The sequence below is a fragment of the Orenia marismortui DSM 5156 genome (genome assembly GCF_000379025.1).
In the GTDB taxonomy this organism is placed as follows: domain Bacteria; phylum Bacillota; class Halanaerobiia; order Halobacteroidales; family Halobacteroidaceae; genus Orenia; species Orenia marismortui.
In genome coordinates this window covers 165,229-190,596 of the sequence record NZ_KB900617.1, presented here as the reverse complement: position 1 = coordinate 190,596, position 25,368 = coordinate 165,229, and the positions used below count along the sequence as shown (strand labels likewise).

At 30.2% G+C, this 25,368-nt stretch carries 21 protein-coding genes; 15 read left to right on the top strand and 6 right to left on the bottom strand.

All coding sequences use genetic code 11. The features are described from left to right. Positions 1 to 57: 57 nt before the first annotated feature. Positions 58 to 2,220 carry a S8 family serine peptidase gene (locus tag OREMA_RS18090; protein WP_018247382.1) on the bottom strand — a complete coding sequence of 721 codons (2,163 nt, stop codon included), beginning with the start codon at positions 2,218 to 2,220 and terminating at the stop codon, positions 58 to 60. Positions 2,221 to 2,909: 689 nt separating this feature from the next. Between OREMA_RS18090 and OREMA_RS0100810 the strand changes: the two genes are divergently transcribed. Together OREMA_RS0100810 and OREMA_RS18760 are read left to right on the top strand one after the other, a co-directional pair. After that, positions 2,910 to 3,368, top strand: coding sequence for a DUF441 domain-containing protein (locus tag OREMA_RS0100810; RefSeq protein WP_018247381.1), 459 nt, complete (start codon positions 2,910 to 2,912; stop codon positions 3,366 to 3,368). A gap of 12 nt (positions 3,369 to 3,380) precedes the next feature. Continuing rightward, positions 3,381 to 3,551, top strand: a complete 171-nt coding sequence (locus OREMA_RS18760; protein WP_018247380.1) for a hypothetical protein — start codon at positions 3,381 to 3,383, stop codon at positions 3,549 to 3,551. Here OREMA_RS18760 and OREMA_RS0100800 read toward each other — a convergent pair. Continuing rightward, positions 3,548 to 4,765, bottom strand: coding sequence for an MFS transporter (locus OREMA_RS0100800; protein WP_018247379.1), 1,218 nt, complete (start codon positions 4,763 to 4,765; stop codon positions 3,548 to 3,550). The two genes, OREMA_RS18760 and OREMA_RS0100800, sit on opposite strands and share 4 nt — an antisense overlap. A 521-nt stretch (positions 4,766 to 5,286) precedes the next feature. On the opposite strand from OREMA_RS0100800, the gene OREMA_RS0100795 reads away from it, so the two are divergent. The 6 genes from OREMA_RS0100795 to OREMA_RS0100770 all read left to right on the top strand — a co-directional run bounded on the left by OREMA_RS0100795 (position 5,287) and on the right by OREMA_RS0100770 (position 12,522). Further along, on the top strand, positions 5,287 to 5,808 hold the full coding sequence (locus OREMA_RS0100795; RefSeq protein WP_018247378.1) for a DUF4178 domain-containing protein: 522 nt from the start codon (positions 5,287 to 5,289) through the stop codon (positions 5,806 to 5,808). A gap of 57 nt (positions 5,809 to 5,865) precedes the next feature. Next, a complete protein-coding gene (locus OREMA_RS0100790) occupies positions 5,866 to 6,546 on the top strand; it encodes a PspA/IM30 family protein (RefSeq protein WP_018247377.1) in 681 nt (226 codons plus the stop codon). A 358-nt stretch (positions 6,547 to 6,904) separates the two neighbouring features. Further along, the gene (locus tag OREMA_RS16910) at positions 6,905 to 7,333 is read left to right on the top strand and encodes a DUF4247 domain-containing protein (protein WP_018247376.1); all 429 of its coding nucleotides are present in this window, start codon (positions 6,905 to 6,907) and stop codon (positions 7,331 to 7,333) included. Positions 7,334 to 7,416: 83 nt separating this feature from the next. Beyond that, on the top strand, positions 7,417 to 8,949 hold the full coding sequence (locus OREMA_RS0100780; protein ID WP_018247375.1) for a polyamine aminopropyltransferase: 1,533 nt from the start codon (positions 7,417 to 7,419) through the stop codon (positions 8,947 to 8,949). Between the two features lie 41 nt (positions 8,950 to 8,990). Then, positions 8,991 to 10,007 (top strand): potassium channel family protein, encoded by a 1,017-nt coding sequence (locus OREMA_RS0100775; RefSeq protein WP_018247374.1) that lies wholly within the window; start codon positions 8,991 to 8,993, stop codon positions 10,005 to 10,007. Between the two features lie 124 nt (positions 10,008 to 10,131). Beyond that, on the top strand, positions 10,132 to 12,522 hold the full coding sequence (locus OREMA_RS0100770) for a Lon protease family protein (protein ID WP_018247373.1): 2,391 nt from the start codon (positions 10,132 to 10,134) through the stop codon (positions 12,520 to 12,522). A 53-nt stretch (positions 12,523 to 12,575) separates the two neighbouring features. Here OREMA_RS0100770 and OREMA_RS0100765 read toward each other — a convergent pair whose 3' ends face one another. The 4 genes from OREMA_RS0100765 to OREMA_RS0100750 all read right to left on the bottom strand — a co-directional run bounded on the left by OREMA_RS0100765 (position 12,576) and on the right by OREMA_RS0100750 (position 14,856). Continuing rightward, positions 12,576 to 13,016 carry a threonine/serine exporter family protein gene (locus tag OREMA_RS0100765; RefSeq protein WP_018247372.1) on the bottom strand — a complete coding sequence of 147 codons (441 nt, stop codon included), beginning with the start codon at positions 13,014 to 13,016 and terminating at the stop codon, positions 12,576 to 12,578. Next, entirely contained in the window at positions 13,016 to 13,771 is a 756-nt protein-coding gene (locus tag OREMA_RS0100760; protein WP_018247371.1) for a threonine/serine exporter family protein, read from the bottom strand. Before OREMA_RS0100760 ends, OREMA_RS0100765 begins: the two co-directional genes overlap by 1 nt. Positions 13,772 to 14,143: 372 nt before the next feature. Next, a complete protein-coding gene (locus tag OREMA_RS0100755) occupies positions 14,144 to 14,386 on the bottom strand; it encodes a YkuS family protein (RefSeq protein ID WP_018247370.1) in 243 nt (80 codons plus the stop codon). 230 nt (positions 14,387 to 14,616) lie between these two features. Continuing rightward, positions 14,617 to 14,856, bottom strand: a complete 240-nt coding sequence (locus OREMA_RS0100750) for a YkuS family protein (RefSeq protein ID WP_018247369.1) — start codon at positions 14,854 to 14,856, stop codon at positions 14,617 to 14,619. A 286-nt stretch (positions 14,857 to 15,142) separates the two neighbouring features. On the opposite strand from OREMA_RS0100750, the gene OREMA_RS16905 reads away from it, so the two are divergent. The 7 genes from OREMA_RS16905 to OREMA_RS16900 all read left to right on the top strand — a co-directional run bounded on the left by OREMA_RS16905 (position 15,143) and on the right by OREMA_RS16900 (position 25,328). Beyond that, positions 15,143 to 16,456 carry a Na+/H+ antiporter NhaC family protein gene (locus tag OREMA_RS16905; protein ID WP_018247368.1) on the top strand — a complete coding sequence of 438 codons (1,314 nt, stop codon included), beginning with the start codon at positions 15,143 to 15,145 and terminating at the stop codon, positions 16,454 to 16,456. An 833-nt stretch (positions 16,457 to 17,289) separates the two neighbouring features. Then, complete coding sequence (gene glgA / locus OREMA_RS0100740) at positions 17,290 to 18,735, top strand: glycogen synthase GlgA (RefSeq protein ID WP_018247367.1); 1,446 nt, start codon at positions 17,290 to 17,292, stop codon at positions 18,733 to 18,735. Between the two features lie 201 nt (positions 18,736 to 18,936). Next, entirely contained in the window at positions 18,937 to 20,226 is a 1,290-nt protein-coding gene (locus OREMA_RS0100735) for a glucose-1-phosphate adenylyltransferase (protein ID WP_018247366.1), read from the top strand. A gap of 506 nt (positions 20,227 to 20,732) precedes the next feature. Further along, positions 20,733 to 22,055 (top strand): ABC transporter substrate-binding protein, encoded by a 1,323-nt coding sequence (locus tag OREMA_RS0100730; protein ID WP_018247365.1) that lies wholly within the window; start codon positions 20,733 to 20,735, stop codon positions 22,053 to 22,055. Between the two features lie 50 nt (positions 22,056 to 22,105). Then, positions 22,106 to 23,032, top strand: a complete 927-nt coding sequence (locus OREMA_RS0100725) for a carbohydrate ABC transporter permease (RefSeq protein ID WP_018247364.1) — start codon at positions 22,106 to 22,108, stop codon at positions 23,030 to 23,032. 35 nt (positions 23,033 to 23,067) lie between these two features. Continuing rightward, the gene (locus OREMA_RS0100720) at positions 23,068 to 23,862 is read left to right on the top strand and encodes a carbohydrate ABC transporter permease (protein WP_211205741.1); all 795 of its coding nucleotides are present in this window, start codon (positions 23,068 to 23,070) and stop codon (positions 23,860 to 23,862) included. Positions 23,863 to 23,921: 59 nt separating this feature from the next. After that, entirely contained in the window at positions 23,922 to 25,328 is a 1,407-nt protein-coding gene (locus OREMA_RS16900; RefSeq protein ID WP_018247362.1) for a diguanylate cyclase, read from the top strand. Positions 25,329 to 25,368 lie beyond the last annotated feature (40 nt).

Sequence of the window (25,368 nt, the reverse complement as noted above, 5' to 3'; positions counted from 1 at the left end):
ACTAAGCTTTTTCTTAAATCTTAACTTTATAATTTACTTGATTTGTAAAATCAATAATTATTGTTTTACCAAAATATATTGTTTTGTATCATCATAGAAGGTTACTTTATAGGTACCTGCATCATAGACATAGATATCATCTCCATCTTGGTCGGCATATCCATCTTTATTATTATCCCCAAAGTTCAAACTCCAATCTCCGTAGATATCAAATTTAAATCTACTATTGGCTGCAAAAGTAACTGTAGTTTCCCATGTATGGTCTGCTACAAGTTCCATTGCTTGATTATCCCAAGAGTTTGGAGTACCTCTAAAGTAGACTTGATCGTAGTTACTTTGATAATTTTGGTATTCTTCTTTAGTGACTGCCATATTCTCTTCTAATATTTGGCCACCTGCTGTGATGTTAAAAGCTACATTTCCTGTATACTTATAACCTTCTTTTACTAAATCTAAAATAGCTTCATAATTTCCTACTGGTAAATCATTTATTATTGTTCTAGCTATAGCGTTAGAATTATTTCCTATGATATATTCTCCATAATATACTCCATCTTTCTTTAACTTTATTTTAGAGTATAGTAGTTCTTCAAGAGATCCTGTATTAATTGTATATGATATTGTAGCTGAACTTTTAATTTGATTTTTGCTTAAGCTATATTGTTTTGTATTGTCATTGAAAGTTAGCTTATAGGTTCCGCCATCATATACATAGATATCTGCTCCATTTTGATCAGCATATCCGTCTCGTGGTTCATTATCACCAAAGTTCAAACTCCAATCTCCATAAATATCAAATTTAAATCTACTATTATCAGTAAAAGTAATTGTTGTTTCCCAAGTATAATCATCTACAAGCTCCATTGCAGTTGTATCCCAGGAATTTGGTGTACCTCTGAAGTATACCTGCTCATAGTTTGATTGAGGAGTATTGAGATCTTTAGACGCTTTTACTGCTTCATAAGCATCTACAATGCCATAACCATAATAATATTTATCACCAGCTTCTTGAGCTGTATTTTTTAAGATTTCTCTAGCCTCTTCTGGAGTGATATCTGGATTAACAGCTCTCATCAATCCTGCCACTCCTACAACATGTGGCGATGACATAGATGTTCCTGATTTTAAAGCATATAAATCATCAGGGATAGTACTATAGATATCTACTCCAGGAGCCATAAGCTCTAATTTTTCACCATAGTTAGAAAAAGGTGCTTTTTCCCTAGTGGAATCCACTGCACCCACGGCAATTATATTAGGATAAGCTGCTGGATATCTAATATTAGAACTATTGCTATTTCCGGCGGCAGCTACAAGGATTGTACCATCGTTATAAGCAAGTGTAGCTGCTTCTTCTATTCCTTGATTGTAAGGACCACTAAAAGACATATTAACTACATCAGCATCAATCTCTGCTGCATATGTTAATCCTTTTATAATTGCAAATTCTTCAGGACCGCTAGTACAACCTACTTTCACACTAATCAGACTAACATCCTGCATAACACCAGAAACTTCACCATAACTTGCTACTGTACCACCAACATGAGTACCATGACCAACTAAATCTTCATCTGGTCCACTACTAAAGTTTTTTCTTAAGTTTTTATCCAAGATATTTTCTAAGTTAATATGATCTGGATCAATTCCTGAATCTAAAATTGCCACTTTAACAGCTTGAGAACCTGTGGTTATTTCCCAGGCTTTAGGAGCTTTTATCATCTCATAATTCCATTTTTGATTATTATGCATACTAGTAGGAGTAAATTCTTTCTTATCGCTAACAGTATTTATAAACTTATATTTATAATTTGGTTCAATAAATCTAATCTTTAAGCCACTATTTTTTAAAGATCCTTCTAACTCTTTTATTGCTTGATCTATAGAGTCAATTGCAGTTGAATATTCTACAAGGTAGACAAATCCCATATTCTTAATTACTTTTGCTTTAAATTCATCTTCATAATTGTTTTGAGCAGGTAAAATAGAATCAATTACTTTAAAGTTATTTTGCTCCATAGTAGAGATTTGACTTAGAGCTATAATGTCAGTGTTTTGTATTGAAAATTCGGCAGGTTCCTGAAGGGAGATTACCAATTGTCCTTCTACATAATCATTTGAATCTATTGTACCATAAGCGTTAACTTCCAAAGAATAAAAGCCTGAACATAAAACCATCGCAACCATCATTATCAACATTAAATATGTATTTTTTTTCATAATTCTCCTCCTGTTTTCTTATTTTACTTTAAATCTTTAAACCCTTAAATCTATAAAAAATAATATTCAGTATATAGTATCACCTCCTTTATATTGTATTTGTCTTTTTTACCTCCTGAATTTTAATTTTTATAAGAAGTAAAATTTGATGATATTTCCATCACAAGAAATAAAAATAACAAAACCAAAACAATCCTTTTTATAGAATTTAAAGGAAAAATATAACTTTAGTTAATTATAAGACATCTGCCAAAAGGATGTCAATGTATTTTTTGATAAAAAATTACATGGGATTAATTACCACCATGTAAAAAAAGGATTATTTACTAGCAATTTAATTGAATTTAGATTTTAAATTATATTGGGAATATAGTGAATAAATTCTTTGATTAAAGCTAGTGAACTAATGAGTAGAGTGTTAAAAACTATAATATTTATTTGAAAATATTATAAGTTATTTTAAAATCGATATCAGATGGTAAAATATCTTCTTCTAATTATGAGGAGCATAAAAGGCTAGGGAAGTAAAGTGATTTATAAGTTTTTAATAGATTGAAAAGTAATAACTCTCAAAGATAAGACAATCTAATTGTTCTGGTAGTTTTAATTAGATTATAGACTTATTCTATTATTTGATTATAGAGCATAAACTTTTAATAATTAGGCGATAGAGATAAGGGGTTGGTTGAATGAAAACAGGCTATATCTTTCTTTTTATAATTTTTTCAATAGGCTTATTATCTAAATCAGATTTATTAGTTATAGCAAGTATAATTTTGTTCTTTTTAAAGCTAACTAAGTTAGATAATGCATTGGTCATATTAGATAACTTAGGCTTAAAGATTGGCTTGGTATTTTTACTTTTATCAGTATTAGTTCCTCTCATAGATGAGAGTTTATCAATTAAAGAGATTATTAAGAGCTACAAATCAATTTTATCCTTTTTTGCTTTGATTAGTGGGATATTAGCTACTAAAGTTGTTGGAGCAGGAATAGGATTGTTAGATGAAGAGCCACAGTTAATTATTGGGATGCTATTTGGTTCAATTATAGGTATTGTTTTTTTTGGTGGAGTACCTGTAGGCCCATTATTAGCAGCAGGCTTAACTGCTATTTTTTACCATTTATATTCTTTAGTTATTAATTAGGAGGTGATTATAATGTTTTGGATTTGGACTATATTAGTTTTATTATTATTTTGGCTTATTAAAAGGCATCCAACTAAATCGAATTTTAAGATATTCGATAATTATAGCTATTATATAAGTAGATATTTAGATATAAATAAAAAGGATAAACTAAAGAAAAAAGATAAAGGCAGAGATAATTAACCTTTATCTGTGCCTTTAGATAATAAGATTTCTTCTTTAATTAATAGATAAGCTAAAATAGATACAATTAAAGCTATTGCTGAGGCAGTTAAAAACATTACTGTCTTACTAATTTCATTGAGTAAACTAAAGATAGGAGGTCCAGCGGCAACTCCTAGAAATCGCACACTACCATAAATGGAGGTTATACCTCCTCTTTGTCCACTACCAGCAGCACTAGTAACTAGAGTATTTAAAGCAGGTAATACTATTCCATTTCCCACTCCTAAAAAAGCAAGTAAGACTAGATAAAGAGTTAAGCCATCTAAAAAAGGTAGGATAGCCAAAGAAATACAATCTATTAATAGTCCTAGTGCCATTACTTTTTTAAAGTTTTTTCCTTGCTTCTTAAGATATAAGCCTGAAAGATAAGAACTTGTAGACATTAGAAGTATAGGAAGTGAAATCAATAATCCTTTTTTTAAGCCTTTAATATGATATTTACTTTCAAGAATATCAGAAATATGGGATAATACTCCAAAAAGAAGAAAAAGGACAGTTATTCCTGCTAAAAGACTAAAAAATAAAGAAGCTCCTTTTTCACTAAAGATCTTTTTAATCTCATTAATATAATCTTTTAATTTCTGTTCTTTGGTATTACCTTCTGGTTCTTTGATAATAAAGAATATAGCTAAAGTAATATGAATAGTTAAGATAGCATAAGAGAAGAAGATAGCATACCAAGAGATTAGTGCTACTGCTGCTCCTAATAGCGGACTCATAACTTTTCCTAAACCATTAGCAGCTTCAATAGTACCTAAGGCAGAACTTCTTTCATTAGATTGGAATATATCCCCAACTAAAGCTATTACAATTGGATAAGTACCTGCTGCTCCTATCCCTTGAACAATACGGCCAGCTAGAATAATATAATATCCTTTATCTTTAAGCATTGCAGCTGCTAGTCCTGAAATTACTCCTCCGATTCCATAAGTGATTAAGGAGGGAATAATAATTTTTTTTCGTCCATATCTATCTGATAAATAGCCTAGAATAGGGATAGCTAATCCTGCTGAAGCGGAAAAAAGAGTTATCATCAATCCAACTTGAAATTGACTAATATTTAGGGAAGATTTAATTTTAGGGAATTCAGGAATTAACATAGAATTTCCTAAAACCATCAAAAAAGGAACTGTAGCAAAGGCTGCTACCATTAACTTATATTGTTTTTTCATATGGCTCTTTTCCTCCTTGCAAAATGATTAAATTTAGCTTATGCTTCTTTTAGTTTTAACAGTTATATCAATTTTTATGTTAATATAATTTGTATAAAATAAAATAACTAGGAACAAAATAATCTAGAAAGCGGATAAGAATTTATTCACTTTAAGTCATCCAAAAGAAGGAGTTATAATAGTGAGATAGAATAATAAAAAGAAAGCTTTCTATTATTTACCTTTTGTCAGCTACTTACAAAAGTTATTCAAAAGATATTTCAATAATAATATAGATAATAAAGTAGAATTTGGACTTATAGATATTCAAGTTTAAAGTGAAATTTAATGGATATATTGAGATGCTTTTGCTACTAGCTTTTAGCTGTTAGCCTCTAGCTATTATTATTGTTTTTATAAGCTCTAAGCCAGCGGCTAGTAGCCAACAGCCAGCAGCTAAAACTGTCGTAATCTCTATCTATAAAGAGATATTTAGGTTTTATTCTAAAGTTGGATGATTATATATAAAGGAGGGATTTAAAGTGGGTTTTTTTGATTTTTTTAAATCAAAGGAAGAAAAAGAAGATAAGATTGTAGCTCGAACACCTCTTAATCTACAAATAGGAGACATTGTAGAGTATGACTTAATAGAATATAAGGTTATAGGAAAGATATATTATGAAGAAGGTGGCTATAAATGGTATGATTATCATATTTCTGATGGGAAAAATAATTTATGGCTATCTGCTGAAGAAGATGATGAATTAGAGGTAGGGCTATTTAAAAAATTAGATTCAGGAGATGAACTTTATTCTAAGTTGCAAGAAAAAATTCCAAATAAAATAACTTTTAATAATCAAGCATATTCTTTGATCGAAGAAGGAAATGCTAATATTATGGTTGAAGGTCAGGTAGGAGCCAAGACTGGCCAAAGGATTAGGTATTGGGATTATGAAGCAAGCAATGGTGAGCAGGTTTCTGTAGAGAAGTGGGTTAATGAGTTAGAAATTAGTATAGGTCAAGAGGTTAAAAAGAGTCTATTAGAGTATTATCCAGGTAAATAGTACATAGTAGTTATTTTTTAAAATTTTACTATTAATAAGAGTATAGGAGGAGTTAAAATGGGATTATTTGATCGTATTAAGACTATAGTAAGTGGAAAGGCAAATGAGGCTGTTGATAAATGGGAAGATAAGAATATTGAAGTTGTTGTTAAAGAAGAGATTAGAAAGATGAAGGATGAATATCGTCAAGCTAAGAGTGCAGTAAATAAATCAATTACTTTAGTTAAAGAGGTAGAAGCTAAGCGTGATGATGCTAAAGAAGAGATGGAACATTGGACTAATCGTGCTAAGCAAGCTTTAGAAGCTAGTAAAGAAGATTTAGCACGTAAAGCTTTAGAGAAGAAACAAACGGCTGAGACAAATTACAATAAGTATAAAGAACAGGCTAAAGCTAGAAGAAAAACTGCTGATTTACATAAGAAGAAGTTAGAAGATTTGCGAGCAAGAATTGAAGAGGCTGAAGATAAACAAGATCAATTGATCGCTGAAGCTGAAAATGCTAAAGCAACTACTGAAATTAACGAGACTTTAAGTGGTTTAGGTAAGTCAAGTGCTGCAGAAGATCTGGATAGATTGTCATCTAAGGTTGATAAGATGAAGGCTAGAGCAGAGGCGAGCAATGAATTATATGATGAAATAGAGAAGGATGACCTAGAATCTGAGTTTGAAGAATTAAATAAAAGTGGTTCTGTAGATGATGAGTTAGCTAAGTTAAAAGCTGAAATGGATAAAAAATAATAAAATTATCATAAAAATACTAGTATAGGAGCTAGAATAATTTATTTTAGCTCCTTCTTTCACGTTAATTAGATAATATAGATAGAATTGATCTATAGATGAAGTATAGTTACTTATTTTAGTTATATGTAATTCGATTTGATTACTAGCCAAATTGAACTTTTGAAGATAATAGTGTTAGAATATTTTAATTTTTAATGAATATTTAATATAATTATTTTGGTTTTATAAAAACTTGATCTTATAGCTAAATTTAGTTTTTAGGTCTATATATCTTGTCTATAGTTGTTTGACTATTTTTCCTTATCTACGACTTTTAATAAAATTTTATCAAAACTAAATAAAGGAGTGATATCTTGTGTTTAATGAAACTTTTACAATTGGGGTTATTACATTAATAATTATGGTTGTGATTGGTATGGCTTTATTTCCTAGTGCAAGTATTGCCAAGAGAATTGATGATAGCTTTAAACTAGATGCTAAAGCTAATGGTATGGCGATTTATAATTCATCTCAAAGTGTTAATAGCACTTTTAGGAAAGTAAGAGATTTGAAAAATCCTTATGATGTACGTGTAGACTCTTCTGGGAAGAATTTTATGTTATATGAAGATTATATTGTGGTCTTAACACCTAAAGGATCTGCTACTCAAATTGAAGTAATGAGGCATCAAAAAGCTTATAATCGTTATCATGGTCCAATAGTTAATTATTGGGGTGGTAATTTGCGTAATGGTAGTATAGGGCGTCCTTCTAGTCGAGGTGGAGGATTTGGATTTGGAAAGTAATGAATGATTAGTAGCTATTAGTTAGTAATCAATAAGCAACAATTAATAACTGACAATTAAATTATATTAGGAGTGTATTTGTGGTGAAAGAAAAGAAATTAGAAGATATAAAAATAGTTGCTCCATTAATGTTTTGTACCTTTTTTGTAGCTATATCTGGAATTGTATATCAGTTAATTATTGGAGGAATATCATCTTATTTATTGGGAAATAGTATTTATCAATTTTCTATAACCATTGGTTTATTTATGACTTCTATGGGCTTAGGATCATTAGTCTCAAAGTATATAGAAGTTAATTTGATGGGTAAGTTTATGATAATTGAAACTTTATTAGGATTAGTGGGAGGTATTTCGGGGTTTTTATTATTTTATAGTTATGCGTTATCTGATATTTATTTAGTGGTAATGTATGGCTTAATTTTGGTGATAGGTTCCTTGACAGGCTTAGAACTCCCTCTATTAACTAGAATTATAGAGAAATATGAGGATTTAAAAATAACCTTAGCCAATGTCTTTTCAGTTGATTATATTGGTGGACTAATTGGCTCAATTTTATTTCCTATTATATTATTACCTAACTTTGGTTTTATTCAAAGCAGTTATATTATGGGGATTTTAAATTTAGTTGTAGCGGCTATAGTTTATATTAAATATCATAAAAGATTAAATTTATCTAAAACTATAGGTATGATTTTAACATTTGTTATTATCATTTTAATAATTGGAATAACAAATGTTAAAGATACTGAGGCTTATATAGAACAGAAGTTATATCAGGATAAAGTTATTTATTCAGAACAGACAAAATATCAAAAGATTGTTGTAACTAAGAAAAAGGATGATATTCGTTTGTTCTTAAATGGAAATATTCAATTTTCTTCTCATGATGAATACCGATATCATGAGTCTCTAGTTCATCCAGCTATGAGTTTAGCTAAGAACAAAAGTAGAGTCTTAATATTAGGTGGTGGTGATGGTTTAGCAGTTCGGGAGTTGCTAAAATATTCCACAATAGAAATGATAGATTTAGTTGATCTAGATCAAAGGATGACAGACTTGGCTCAAAACTTGGATTATTTAGTAGAGCTTAATCAAAATTCCTTACAGAATGAAAAGGTTAGTATTTATAACCAAGATGCCTATCAATATTTAGAAGAAAGTTCAAAAAAATATGATGTAGTGATAGTAGATTTACCTGATCCCAATGATGAAAGTTTAAATAAGCTCTATACTAGCAATTTTTATCATCTGATCTATGATCATTTAGGAGATAAAGGAGTAGTAGTTGTACAATCAACCTCTCCTTATTTTGCAACTAAGTCTTTTTGGATGATTCATCATACAATTAAATCTTCAGGGTTTTACACTCTTCCATATCATACTTATCTTGCTTCTTTTGGTGACTGGGGATTTAACCTAGGAACTAAAGGATTTCGCTTTAATCCTTTGGAATTAAAGGTAGAAGTAGCTACTAAGTTTTTGACTACTAGACAGGTAGCAAGTCTCTTTGAGTTTGGACAAGATATCTTAGAAGTTAAAGAAGAAGTAGGGGTAAATACATTAACTAGACCTAGATTAATTAGAGAGTATAATCGGGCTTGGGAGGATTATTAAGATAGTGATATTTAGAGTGTTTTGAGGGGGTAAATTAAGAAATGTTTAATGTGTTAGTTGAATATTTTAAGAAGTTTAAGTTTAAATTAGATCGCCATACCTTTCATTGGTTAATCTTAGTTGTAGTTATAATTTTAATTTCAAGTGCAATTTTGATTATGATCGTTGAGCCTAATGATCAGTTTAATAACTTTGTAGATGCTTTATGGTGGGCGATTGTAACTGTAACTACTGTAGGTTATGGTGATAAATATGCAGTAACCTTAGCAGGAAGAATAATCTCTATTATAGTTATGTTATTAGGGATTGGAATGGTTGGTGGAATTACTGCTAAGCTTGCTGATATCTTTATTGAATTTAAGAGAAGGAGGGAGTTAGGGGAATTGAAGGCTGAATATAAGAATCATATAATAGTTTGTGGTTGGAGTAGTAAAACTAGAGAGATTATAGAGCAGGTTTTAAATGAAGATCTTAATAATAAACAGCTTGTATTAATTGCTAATATTGAACGTGATCCTTTTCCTGACAATAAGTTGGTACACTTTGTTAGAGGGGCAATAACAGAGGAAGAGGCTCTTAAGAAAGCAGGAGTTATGAAAGCGAAAACGGCTATTATTTTGAATGAAGATGAGAATGATGCTACTACTATATTAGCTGTGTTAACTGTTGAAAGTTTAAACCCAAGTATATATACGATTGCTGAAATAACTCATAGTGAGAACAAAATTCATTTAAAAAATGCCAATGTTGATGAGATAGTAGTAAATAATGAGCTTAATAGTCAGCTGTTAGTACGATCTGCTATCTATAGTGGGACCTCTCAAATTATAGGTGAACTATTATCTAATGAGACTGGTAATGAAATTTATATGTTTGCTAGTAATAAAGAAGATATAAATAAAAGTTTTTTAGACTTGTTTACTAAATATAAAGAAAGAGACAATATAATATTAATTGGTATAAAAAGAGAAGATCAAATTATCACCAATCCAAATAACAATGAAATGATAAAAGAAGCGGACAAATTGATTTATATAGCAAATAAAAAGAAAAAATAAAGCTGGCCAGGGGTTAGAATTATTCTAGCTCCTGGTTATTTTTATTTTTGAAGAATTAATTATAAATATGATTATCAAAAATGATACTGTTAAAATATACTATTATCAGAAAGGAGGGAAAATAATGGAGAAGTATAGATTAGCGGTTCAAGATTTGAAGCATAGATGTACTTTAGGCAACTTTGATTTTACTACAACTGAAGAGGTTGAACCTTCAGAAGAGATAATTGGGCAAGAAGAAGCGGTTAAAGCCATAAATTTTGGCTTAGATATAGATCATCCTGGTTATAATCTATTTATTGTTAACTTTTCTGGTAGAAAAGAATTAGAATATATTAGATCTTTAGTTAGTGAAAAGGCTTGTCAAAGAAAAGGATCTTTTGATTGGTGTTATATTTATAATTTTGAGGATCCTAGTCAGCCTAGATTTTTAAAGTTGCCTTCAGGTTTGGGAATAGTATTTAAAGAAGAGATGGAAGCTTTTATAAACAGTGTTGAGGAAGATCTTAAAGAGTTATTTCTTGGTGAAAAGTATATTAAGAAGAAGAGAGAGATTAAAGGTAGATATCAGAAACTAAGTACTAATTTATTTAATCAATTAAAATCTAAGGTTAAGGATATAGGTTATATTTTAGAAAGAGAGAATAATGGTTTTGCAATTATTCCAATTCAAGATAATGGTGATCCAATGAAAGAGGAGGATTATAAAAAATTATCTAAAGAAGAGCAAGAAGAGATAGACCAAGATACTGAGATGATCCAAGAGATGTTAGATCACTTATTTTCTGAAATTGACCAATTAAATGAAGAATATAATGAGAAGATAATTGATTTAGACTATGGATTAGCGGCAGAAATAATTAATTATTATTTAGATGGTTTATATCAAAAATATCTTGAATCAAATGCGATAATAGATTATTTAAAAGAAGTAAAAGAAGACATACTACATAATTTAGATGATTTTAAAGAAGATGAGAATGATTCAAATGCTCTATTACTTTTGGGTGGAGATGATTCAGTTGATAAATTTAATAAATATCAAGTTAATCTACTGGTTGATAATAGCAAAGTAGAGGGTGCACCAGTAGTTATTGAAACTAATCCGACCTATTATAATCTAATGGGTAGAATAGAATATAGTAATAAATCTGGTGAATTGGCAACAGATTATACTCATATTAAAGCAGGTTCCTTGCATCGAGCTAATGGAGGATATTTAATCTTGGAGGCTAAGGATATATTAAATAATTTTAAGTCTTGGCAGTTAATTAAGAGGGTTTTGAAATCAGGTAAGTTGAAGATGGAGAATTTAGGAGAAGAATTTGATAAAATTCCTTTAGCAGGATTGGAAGCAGAGGCTATTCCTATTGATTTAAAGGTGATTATAATGGGAAGTGTCAATTTGTATTATCTATTATATCAATATGATGAAGAATTTAAGGATTTATTTAAAATTAAAGCTGATTTCAATGCAGAGATGGAGTTGAATCAAGGTAATCTAAGTAGAATAGTTAAGTATATAAGCCGACAATGTAAAGAGCATAGCCTTAGGCCATTAGATCAAGGAGCAGTAGCTAGAATTATTGAATATCTTTGTCGGAAAGTTGACAGCCAGAAAAAATTAACTACTAAGTTAGGTATTATAACAGATCTATTATGTGAAGCAGATAGCTGGGCTAGTGTAGATAATAAAGATCTAATTAGCAGCAAAGAGATAGAAAGAACTATTAAAGAGAAGATAAAACGTTTATCTCATTATGAAGAAAGATTACATGAATTGTATGAATCTAATAAGCTTTTGATTGATACAAGAGGAAGAAGAGTGGGGCAGGTTAATGGATTATCAGTCTTGGATTTTGGAGAATATGCCTTTGGTAAACCGGTGAAAATAACAGCTACAGTTTATCAAGGAAATAGGGGAGTAATTAATATTGAAAGAGAAAGTAAATTAAGTGGTAAGGTTCATAATAAAGGCTTACTGATCTTAACTTCATATCTAGGTGACAAATATGCACAGCAAGTACCTTTATCATTATCAGCTAGTCTCTGTTTTGAGCAGCTTTATTCAGGAGTTGATGGTGATAGTGCTTCTAGTACAGAGTTATATGTATTATTATCGGCTTTAGCAGACCTTCCGTTGAAACAGAATATAGCAGTAACAGGTTCTATCAATCAAAAAGGAGAGATTCAGCCAATTGGTGGTGTAAACGAAAAGATAGAAGCTTTCTTTAAACTTTGTAAAAGTAGAGGATTAACAGGTGAGCAAGGAGTAATTATACCAATACAGAATGTTGATGATTTAATGCTATCTGATGATCTGATAGCAGCTGTAGCGGATTCAAAGTTTCATATTTATGCTATTAGTCATGTTGAAGAAGGAATGGAAATTTTAACTGCTAAGAAAGCTGGTAAGAAGAATAAAGAAGGAGAATATCCAGCTGATACTATTAATTACTTAGTTCAAAAGAGAATAGAAGAGTTTAATAATAATAGTGACAGTAAAGATGATTAGGAGAATTTATTTCTCCTTTTTTTATTTAAAGAAGTTAATTATAATCAATAATTTTAGCCTTGATGTGCTTTAATCTCCTTGTAATACCTTGCCCCAGCACTAACAATAGCTATAGCAAAAGCGATGGCTGCAGCGATCATTAAAGTAGTGATCCCCTTTTCTACACCTTGAATATATTCACCTTGGATTAAAAATAGCATGGTATCATAAGCTGGAACTCCAGGTACTAAAGGAATTATTCCTGCGATAACAAATACAGTTACAGGTAACTTCATTATCCTAGCAAATACTTCCCCACAAATTCCAACTACTATTGATGCAAGAAAGGAAGCAATAACTAGATTATCAGTAAAATATTTTGCCATAATAAAGCTTCCCCAGCAAAGAGCTCCAGTAACTCCTAATAAGAATAGACTTTTTTTAGGAGCTTGAAATACAGAACCAAAGGTTATCACTAAGATAAAGGCTGCAATTAATTCTAATATAATTGCCATTAATAGAACACCCCCAAAGATAAAGCGACCCCTACAGCAAGACTAATTGCAATTAAGGCTGCTTCTATACTGCGACTAGTAGAAGAGATAAGGTCCCCACTAATAGCATCACGAATAGAGTTGGTTATAGCTACTCCAGGAACAAAAGGAAGTATCCCACTTACAACTATAATTGCCAGATTATCTCCTAAACCTTGTTGAAGTGAGAATAGTGAGATGGATCCAGCGATAAAGCCAGCAACAATTTCAGGAATGAAGTTTATATCCTTTAAAAAACCCATCTTTTTTACAGCGATTTGGGCTCCTAAGCTGGCTAAGATAGCGGGAATAATATTAATATAATTTTCATTCATTAAGATTACATTCATAGAAACTCCAAAAGAAATTAAGAATAAGCCAAGTGTTAATTTTGATTTCGGATTTCCATATTCTATAGAAGCCAATTCTTCCATTGCTGCTTGATGTTTTAAAACTTCTGTTTGTAGGCTTCTTGAAAAATCATTCACTTTACTTATTTTAGTCAAATTAATCTCTCTACTATGTATTCTGCGGACAATAGTCTCAGAACCTCCATCTCCATCATCTATAGAGATGAAGATACCTGTCGGTGTAACTAGGCTTTGTACGTATTTCATACCATAGGCCTGACAGATACGGCTAATTGTATCCTCGGTTCGATATATCTCTCCTCCATTACTTAAAATAATATCACCGGCATAAGCGGCAATATTTAGTATCTGCTTTGGTGTGATCATACTATTACTCCTTTTAAATTGTAGATTTCTATATTTTTTATTTTAACATAAATAATAGTTTACTTTAAGAAAATAGTATGAATTAATTGTTCTAGCTAACAAGACTTTGTATGTATAGAATACTAAAGTAAAATTTAATAGGTATAAAGAGACACTTTTAGGTGCTAGGTGATAGGTAATAGGAGTTAGGTTATAGGCATTAGGGCTTACCTAGCTCCTAGAACCTATATCCTAACGCCTAATTCCCAAACTGTCGCAATCTCTTTCTATAACGGCAGATTAAATTTTATTCTAAACTTTAACAGCTATAGATCTAAGAGATTTTAAAACTTAATTCTAATGAAAAAAACCGCCGAGATTGGCGGTTTTCTACTATACTAATTGATTATTCAGTCTTTCTTTTAATTCTTGGGCAGAAAGACCTTTTGCATTAATAACTTGGGCTTTGGTTTGAATATCAGACATGTTCATCATATTGTTATCTTCTCCACTTAAAACAACGGCATCAACATTTTGAAGATTATTGTTATTTAAAGTAGCTACTTCAAAACCATCTTTTTTTAATTCTTTGGCAAGATTAGATAAACTATCTTCTATTGCAATCTTTCTTTTCATAGTTTGATACCACCTTTTTAATTATTATTTTTAATAATGTAGCTAAAAACTCTATAGTGAAACTTAATGATTATAAGGTGACATTAACGAGTGACTAGTAACAGGGGACAAGCTAATTTGTTTATTGCTTATTTATTACTGGAATATTGTAAGTTTATATAACTTTAGTTTTAAAGTTCACTCTAGAGTTATCAGCTTATAGTTTTTTGTCTATCTAAATAGTTATAATTTTAAAAGAGTCCACTTTCAATCATATTTTTTAACTCTTCTGCAGAGTGGCCTTCTGCATTGATTACTGGGGCATTCATATTTTGGAGGGTTGATATATCATATTGTCCATTAGTAATAACTGCAGAAACTTCTTCTAAATTGTCCATATTGAGATCATCAATTTCGTAACCATATTCATTTAGACGTTTTTTAATATTTGCTAAACTACCATCAACTGCAATTTTACGATGCATTTCCATAATTATAAGATCACCTCTTTTAGTAAAGAATTGAAATTTGCTTCTTTTTTATTTTGGCTATAAAATAATTATAAAATACATAAATCTAATTAAAAATTGAACTATTGGCTATTAACTAGAATCTAGAAGCTAAAATCTATTAGTTATGTTAACTTTTTTAATTCACAGTAAGTCAAGTTATTTTATTGACTTTTGCTGTGATTTTTGATAAATTAGTTCTGATTTTGTTTATTTAATTATAAATTTAAAATTTGAATAAAAAAGATGGGTAGAAGGAGAGATTTTGATGAAAGAAGTAGAAAAGAAGGGGAGATTTTTAGATTTATTGCCTCTGATTGTATTTTTAGCTTTATTTTTGGGAACAGGTCTATACCTACATTTTCAGGGTGTTGATTATGCTTTTTATAAGTTGCCATCTCCAGTAGCAGCTTTAGTGGGGGTAGTAGTAGCTTTTCTAATTAGTAAAAGTAGTATAGAAGAGAAGATGAATCAATTCATACGTGGTGCAGGAAATAGTAATATTATTATTATGTGTATGATCTATCTTTTTGCAGGAGCTTTTGCTCATTTAGCAGATAAGACTGGTGGTGTAGATGCTACAGTTAATTTGGGCTTATCCCTTATTCCTTCCAGTTTAATTATGCCAGGGCTATTTTTGATTTCAGCTTTCATTGCTACAGCAATGGGTACTTCTATGGGAACAATTAGTGCTGTAGCACCGATTGCTATTGGAATGGCTAGTAAATCTGGGATATCATTGGCTTTAACTATAGGAGCTGTTGTAGGTGGAGCCATGTTTGGTGATAATCTATCTATGATTTCAGATACAACTATTGCAGCAACTAAGACTCAAGGATGTTCTATGAAGGATAAGTTTAAGGCCAACTTATTATTGGTTTTACCTGCTGCGATACTTACTTTAATTATTTTAGTTTTTATTGGTGGGGATGTTGTAATAGATGGTGAGTTTACTTATAGTTTAATTAATGTTGTTCCTTATTTGTTAGTTTTGACTTTAGCATTATTAGGGGTTAATGTCTTTGTTGTATTAGGTATAGGAATTCTATTTACTGGGGTTCTTGGACTAGTTAGTGGTGGTTTTACATTATTAGAGATTGCTAATCTTATTTATGAAGGTTTTACAGGAATGCAAGAGATATTCCTATTATCCCTCTTTACTGGTGGTTTAGCAGAGATGATTAGAGTAGAAGGTGGAATTAATTATTTGCTTAATTTAATTAGTAAGAAGATAAATACTAAACGTGGGGCAGAGTTAGGAATTTTATCTTTAGTTAGTGTAGCTGATATATGTACTGCTAACAATACTGTTGCTATTATTTTAGCTGGACCTTTAGCTAAAGATATTGCTGCTAAGCATAATGTACCTAAAGCTACCTCGGCAAGTTTATTAGATATTTTCTCTTGTGTTTGGCAGGGAGTTATTCCTTATGGAGCACAGGTATTATTGGCAGGATCATTGGCCAAAATCTCTCCTTTAGAGATAATCCCTACATTGTATTATCAATTTATTTTAGGTATATTTGTGATTGGATTGATCTTATTAAATAAGGCTGATAAATTTAGATTGAGTGAAAAATAGATTGCTTTAGAATAAGATCTAGATAGAAAACTGCTATCCTTAGGATAGCAGTTTTTTTTATTTGCTTGATAATATTTACCAAAATAATTTGGGGTAGAATAGTTTTAATTGTTGTTTATAGAAGAATTAAAATAAGTTCATCTTGCTTTTTGCTTATTTTTTAATTTTAAATCATTACTTTACTTTTTTAAGCATTAATAAATTCATATAAGAATACGGCAGAACCTAACTGGTAAATTTTATCAATCACTTTGGTAAAAAATATCAGAGGATATTTTAAATATTTTTAGATGGTAATATTTAAAGATAGTGGATAGAGTGGTTTATTTGATTATTATTTATTAATCACTATTATCTATGATTTATTTAAACTAACCCTATAATTCTTGCTTAATATCTACTTAAGTCAACCATGCTTTATTTTTCAATTAAAAGTAAATAATTTCTTATTTTTGGAAATTGTTTTGCATTTAATATATATTGGATACTACTTTATAAGAACTTATTCAAAATATAGAGCATAAAGTCAAAGCAGTTGTAAATCATTTTTTAACTTCCATATTAATCTTAATAAGGATTAGCAAAGGCTAAATTATTATTTGTAATATATTTTTGATTTTAGAAATAATTTCTACCATAGTTTCATAGAATAATGGTATTGCTATATATCAGGTTAAAATTCATAATAGAGTCTAAGCATTTCCTACAAAGCTATAGATAGAATATCATAGTGAAATTTATAAAGTAGTATATTTGTGTACTATATTGATTATTTCAGATAATTTACTATCAGATAAGAAAAATAACTTCAAGTAAATTAAGGAGAGATTCTAATGACAGAAAAACTGAAAATATTATTCGTTGCTTCTGAGGCAACTCCTTTCGTTAAAACAGGGGGATTAGCAGATGTGGCTGGTTCTCTGCCTCAAGCAATTAAAGAAATGGGCCATGATATCAGATTAGTTATTCCTGAATATAGGCAAATTGCCTTAGAATATCTGCAGCAGGCAGAACATCTGCTCCATTTTAGAACTAAGCTAGGATGGAGAGACAATTATGTTGGGGTAAATAAATTAGAGAACAGAGGGGTGATAAGTTATTTTATAGATAATAAGAGTTATTTTGATCGACCTAATCTTTATGAGAATGATGATAAACATCTTCAATTTGCTTATTTTTGCCAAGCAGTTTTGGAGATGTTAGCGCAGATAGACTTTAAAGCAGATATTATTCATTGTAATGATTGGCAGACAGGAGCATTAAGTATTATGCTTAAAGAAAATTATCAAAAATATAGCTTCTATAAAGATATTAAAACAGTTTATACAATTCACAATTTACGTTATCAAGGTGTATTTGGAAGAGAAGTTCTTCAAGATGCTTTAAGTCTACCTGATAAATATTGGGATTTGGGAGTGGTTCATCATGATAATTGTGTCAATTATATGAAGATGGGGATTGAAATGTCTGATATAGTTACTACTGTAAGCAGGACTTATGCTCAAGAGATTAAAACTCCTGAATTTGGTGAAGGTTTAGATTATGCTATGCGAATGAATGATGATGATTTATATGGGATTATTAATGGAATTAGTTATGAAGATAATAATCCTAGTAATGATGATAGAATTTATAGTAATTACAGTGTTGAAAAGCTAAGAGGTAAGTATGAGAACAAAAGAAGATTACAAGAAGATATGGGCTTAGCCCAAAGGTCTGATCTTCCTGTGATAGCTCTAATTTCAAGGCTAGTAGATCAAAAAGGTTTAGATTTAATTGTTTCTGTTATTGATAAACTAATGGAAGAAGAGATCCAATTTATTATCTTAGGAACTGGAGATAGTTACTATGAAGAAAGATTTAAAGAGACAGCGAGGTCTTATCCTACTAAGATTGCTGCAAATATTAAATATGATGCTACTTTAGCCCAAAAAATATATGCAGGCAGTGATATCTTCTTGATGCCATCCAAATATGAACCATGTGGTTTAAGCCAATTATTTAGTTTAAGGTATGGAAGCATACCTATCGTAAGAGAAACAGGGGGGCTAAAGGATACTATTCAAGCTTATGATGAGATAAGTGGTGAAGGAAATGGTTTCACTTTTGCTAGTTATGATGCTAATGAGATGTTATCTACTATTAAGAGAGCAATTAGCCTTTATCAACAAAAGGATATTTGGACTAAGCTAGTAAGAAGAGCAATGAAGAGTAATTTTAGTTGGAAGAATTCAGCAAAAGAATATATAAAATTATATTATAAGTTATTAGAAAAATAAACTGCTTTACATTAGATGAGAAAAAGATAATTAATTTCTTAGATCTAAATAACATATGGAAGTAAGTTATTATCTTTGGGAGGTGATAAATCAACTTATATTTCTGCTGATATAGAGATAAAAGATAATTTTTTAGAAGAGGTATAGATAGTTAAATTATTTTTAAACTTTAAATTATTAATAAAATAGGAGGGTTAATAGATGAAGATATTAGCATTAATTTTAGCTGGAGGTAGAGGAACGAGATTAGATGTTTTATCTGAGCATAGAGCAAAACCAAGTGTACCCTTTGGGGGAAAGTTTAGGTTGATTGATTTTGCTTTGAGTAATTGTGTTAATTCAGGTATTTATGATATAGGAGTTTTAACTCAATATTTACCTTTATCCTTAAATGATCATATTAAGATAGGAAAGCCTTGGGATTTAGATAGGCGTATAGGTGGTGTTACTATATTGCAGCCTTATACTGGAAGGCAAGGTGGCTGGTATAAAGGTACTGCTCATGCTGTTTACCAGAATCTCTCTTATATAAAACAGCATAATCCTAAATATGTAGTAATTCTTTCTGGAGATCATGTGTATAAGATGAATTATTCTGAAATGGTATCTTATCATGAGCAAAAAGGTGCTGATTTAACTATTGCGACTCAACGGGTAGCTTGGGAAAATGCTAATCAATTTGGTATCTTAGATTCAAATGAGGATATGCAGATTATGAATTTCGTTGAGAAACCAGAAGATCCACCAAGTAATTTAGCCTCAATGGGAATATATGTCTTTACAACTGATGTTTTGATCGAAAAGTTAGAAGCTCTGTGTAATCAAGAGAATTCAGATTTTGGCCATCATATTATTCCAGAAATGATCAATAACAATGATGTTTTTGCTTATGAGTATGCTGGTTATTGGAGAGATGTGGGAACTCTTAAATCTTTTTGGGAAGCAAACTTAGCTTTAACAGATCCTTTACCAGAATTGAATTTATATGATGATAATTGGAAGATACATACAAGAAGTGAAGAGAAGCCACCAGTTAAGTTTGGGCAAAAAGGTCAAGCGATTAAGAGTTTAGTATCAAATGGATGTATAATTAATGGTATTGTAGAAAATAGTGTTCTTTCTCCAGGAGTAGTTATAGAAGAGGGAGCAATAGTTAGGGATTCAGTAATTTTGAATAATACTGTAATCAAAAAAGATTCAATAGTTTGCAAGAGTATTATAGATAAGAATGCTAAAATAGGAATTAATTCTCATATAGGTTTCAGTAATGAGATGACTCCTAGTGATGAAAAGCCATCACTACTAACTAATGGGCTAAATATTATTGGAAGAAATGTTATAGTACCAGATAATACTCAAATTGGTCGTAATTGTAGAATTTTATCGGGGGTTTTAGAGAATGATTTTGAAGATAAGAATATTCCAAGTGGAAGTACTATTAGGTCAGACCATGAGAATCTCCAAAAATATATAATAGATCTTGCTAATTAGTTTATTTTAGATTATATATATCAAAGGCAAGTGATAATTTAATTATTTCTTAATAAAGCTTAGAGATAAGACAAGAATGAAATAGAATTAAGTCTTAAAAATCTTACCAATTTTAGATGATTGATGAATTAAAATTATTATTAATTAAACAAATTGCAATTATATTTAAAGTATTATCTTCGAAGTGGAGAAGGATATTATAGAATAAATTTATATTAGTTATTATTGACAGAGTCATAAAAATATCATATAATGGATAATAATATAATTTTTAATTGTGTTTTCCAATTATCTTCATAAAAAAGCTTGTTTTAATAGTTTTTGGATATATTAAAATAAAAAATAAAATTAGCGTGTTACTGTTGGGAGTACAGGCATTAGCTAGGGAAAATCTTAGGTTATAGTATTAACTATAATTAGATTTTTTCTAGCTTTTTTTATTTTTCTTATCTAGGAAATTATAATTTATTAATGATGGCTAAAATGATTAGTATGGGAGGGGAAGTATGAGTAACTTTAAAAAGGTTATTATGGTTTTAACTCTGTTGATAGGTATATCATCGGCGATAGTGGTAGGTTCTTTTTTATTCATGTATAAAACTGGAGAGATTACTATTAATTTTTCTAAGTCTAAGGAAGATAAAATTCTAAAAGAAGAAGAATTAGAAATTTTTAGTTGGTGGACTGGTGGAGGAGAGGCACAAGGATTAGAAGCTTTATTTGAGATTTTTAATCAAAAGAATTCAGATATGGAAATTATTAATGCTGCTATATCAGGAGGTGGCGGTTCTAGTGCTAAAGCAGTATTAAAAACTAGAATGCTTGGCGGAAATCCTCCAGATTCTTTTCAAGTTCATGGTGGTTCAGAACTTATAGATACTTATGTTAGAGCTGGTGTAATGGAGCCTATTACAAACTTGATTAATGAATTGGGGATTAAGGATAAGTTTAACCAAGAGATACTGGAGATGTGTAGTTATCAAGGGGAAGTCTATGCAATCCCTCTAGCAGTACATCGTGGAAATATACTGTGGTATAATAAATCACTTCTGAAAAAATATAATCTCAAGCCTCCTACTAACTTTTCTTCTTTTCTAAGTAGTTTAGAAGAATTATCAAAGCAAGGAATAACTCCATTATCATTAGGAGATAAGGACCGCTGGCCTGCAACTCATATTTTTGAATCACTGCTTTTATCAACTTTAGGTCCAAAAGCTTATAATGGTTTATGGAATGGCAAGACAAGCTTTAGTAATCCTAAGGTTAAAGAAGCTTTAGTTAGATTTAATGAAATATTAAGATATACTAATCAAGATCATGCAGCCTTGAGTTGGCAAGATTCAGCTAGGCGTTTGTATGAAGGAAAGGCTGTATTTAATATCATGGGTGATTGGGAGGAAGGTTATTTTAAAGCTTTAGGCTGGGAGGCAGATCAAGAATTTGGATGGTCAAACTTTCCTGGGACTAAAGGAAGTTTTATGGTAATTGTTGATAGTTTTGGATTACCTAAAGAAGCTGCTAATCCTGAAAGTACAAAATCATGGTTAAAAGTCATAGCTTCACGTGAAGGACAAGATGTTTTCAATCAAATCAAGGGTTCAATTCCTTCTAGAATTGATGTTGATAAAAACAAGTATGACTTATATATGAAAGAAGCAATAGATGATTTTTCAAATAACATATTAACTCCATCAATTGCTCATGGTTCTGCAGCTCCAGAAAATTTTATGGTAGCTTTAGATGATGTTATTAATGAATTTGTTAGTGAAAGAAATATAGAAAGAAGCTTTAATAACATTCAAGATATAGCAGATAAATACCTTAAATAAAACCTTTAGAAAGATTGATTTTATAATTTAACGGAGGTGAACTTATTAAAATGAAACAAAATAAAAAAGAAAGGTTTATATCTTTTCTATTTGTTTTACCATCAATCATTGCAATTCTTATATTTGTCTATGGCTTTATTGCTAAAACAGTTGAAATTTCATTATTAAATTGGGATGATTTTGCTACTTTATTAAGGGGTGAAAAGAACTATGTTTGGTTTGAAAACTATATAGATCTATTCAACGATCAAAGATTTTTAACAGATCTTAAAAATATTGTATTTTTTAGTATTTATTTCATAGCCTATACCTTGGCATTGGGTATAGTATTAGCACTTATAATTAATGGGATAAAAAAGGGTAGAAGTTTTTTCAAGAGTATATTTTTATTTCCTATGGCTATTTCCTTTGTGATATCTGGGACAGTGTGGCGATGGATCTTTGCACCAGGTACTTTACCTAATAATCCTGAAGGAATAAATTTTCTTTTAGGAAAGATAGGTCTGTCTAATTTGCAATGGGAGTGGTTTATTAGTACCGATTCTAGTTTTTTTGGTTTTAATGTTGCTTTAATTCCTATAGTTATTGTGGCAATTTGGCAATTTTCTGGTTATATAATGGCTTTATGGCTTTCAGGAATAAGAGGAATTCCTAAATCATTGATTGAAGCAGCAAGAGTAGATGGGGCTTCTAATTGGCAAATTTTTAGGAGAGTTTTATTTCCAATGCTTAAACCTCTTACCTTATCAGCAATAGTTATTTTGGCTCATATATCATTAAAGTTCTTTGCTTTAATCTATGCTATGACTGGTAGTGGACCTAATAATGTAACTGATATTCCAGCTATATATATGTTTGAAGCTGCTTTTAAATCAAATAGATATTCTACAGGGGCAAGTATTGCTGTTGTGCTATTGATCTTAGTAGGTATATTAATTATACCTTACTTATCTAATAACTATAGAGAGGATGGATAAAATTGACTTCAAATAAACTGGGAAAGAAGACTGTGATGTATTTATTTTTAATACTTCTATCTTGTTTGTTCTTAGTTCCAATGTATGTACTATTAGCAACAAGTTTTAAAAGTTTTAATGAAATATCTGCTACGAACATGTGGAACTTACCTGTTCAATTTTCATTTAAGCCATTTATAAAGGCCTTTAAACATCTATCACCAAATATCTTAAATAGTTTTTATATAGCAATTCCGGCAACGATTCTTTCGGCTTTGTTTGGTTCTTTGAATGGATATGTGTTAGCTAAATGGAGATTTAAAGGATCAAATTTCCTATTTGCCTTATTACTTTTTGGGATGTTTATTCCTTATCAAAGTATTTTAATTCCTTTGGTTAGGTTCTTACAAAAGATTGATCTCTATGGTTCTATTTATGGCTTGATTTTGGTACATGTTATTTATGGAATACCAATAACTACCTTGATCTTTAGAAACTATTATGCAGAGATTCCAGATGCTTTAATTGAAGCTGCTCAAGTTGATGGAGCAGGTATATTTAAAACTTATACTAAGGTGTTTTTGCCAATTTCTATACCTGGATTTGTTGTAGTAACTATCTGGCAGTTTACAAATATATGGAATGAGTTCTTATTTGCTGTAACCTTAACTAATAATCCTGCTAGTCAACCAGTTACTGTAGCATTGGTAAATTTAGCAGGAAGTAAAGTCATTGAATGGAATGTACAGATGAGTGGGGCTATTATTTCTGCAATACCTACTTTGTTTATCTATATATTTCTAGGTAGATATTTTATGAGAGGTCTGTTAAATGGATCTGTAAAAGGCTAGAGGGCTATATAGTAATATCTGTGTAGTGTGAGTAATGAGGAGGCGAAGGGTTAGTAACAATGGATATATATCAAGACTCTATGAAGAATAGAAGAATGAAGCAAAGTGAAGATATTTATAAACTTTTATTTAAAAATAATGGAACAGCTATGTTTATTAGTGAAGATAATAGTTCTATAGCCTTAATTAATGATAAGCTAGAAAATTTAATAGGATATTCCAAAGAAGAGTTAGAAGCTAATATGAAGTTTGAAGATTTAATTGTAGCAGATGATAAAATTAAATTTAAGTGTTATGAAAAGCAACGTAGAAAAGATGATAAATCTGATAATTGTGAATTAAGAATAGTTGATAAATGGGGAAATATAAAAACAGTATTGCTTCAGATTGAGTCAATTATGGAGAGTAAGAGTATTGTTTCACTGATAGATATTAGTAGACGTAAGGAGTTTGAAGAAAGAATAGAGCATCTAATGTACCATGATGATTTAACAGAACTTTATAATCGTTCCTATTACCAAAAGATGCTTAACTGTTTAGATGATGTTGAACAGTTGCCATTAAGTATTATTATTGCTGATAATAATAGATTAAAGTTGATTAATGATACTTTTGGTCATGGGCAAGGTGATAAAGTTATTAAGCTTGTAGCTAAGATTCTCAAGAAATCTACTAGAGATAGAGATATTATAGCTCGTTGGGGTGGTGATGAATTTAGCATTATCTTACCTAATACAGATATTGATAATGCTAAGAAAGTCATCAAAAGAATTAAAAGGGAAGTTGAAAAGGTTAATGTTGATATTATCATGCCAAGTATTGCTTTAGGAGTAGCAACTAAAACAGATATTAGTCAAAATATAGAAGAAATAATTAAATTAGCAGAAAGAAGGATGTATCAGGATAAATTGGAGAGTAAGAGAATTATAGATAATGCTATGATTATATCTTTAGAAAATAACCTAACAGTGAGCAATTATGAAAGTAAGGCTCATATAAGAAGGATAAAAAGCTTATTATTGAACTTTGGGAAGATATTAGGCTTAGATCAAGATAATATCAATCATTTAAAGTTATTGGCTAGATTACATGATATAGGGAAGATAGGAATCTCTCAGGAGGTATTCAATAAATCTACTTCTTTAACTAAATTAGAGAGAAGTCAACTTAAGCAGCATTGTGAGATTGGTTATCGGATAGCAAGAAGCTTTCAAGAGTTACTTCCAATTGCTAATGCTATCTTATTTCACCATGAACGCTGGGATGGAAAAGGATATCCTCAAGGGATAAAAGAAAATAGAATTCCTCTGTTAGCCAGAATAATCAGTATTGTGCATTATTATGATATAAGGACAGAAGTTGATTCTCTATCCCATCAGGAGGTACTAAACGAGATAGATCACATGAAGGGCAAGAGATTTGATCCTAGATTGGTGGATGAATTTATTAATAGTAATATATTTTAAAATACCAACCTATAATAGGCTGGTATTTTTGTTGAGGCTT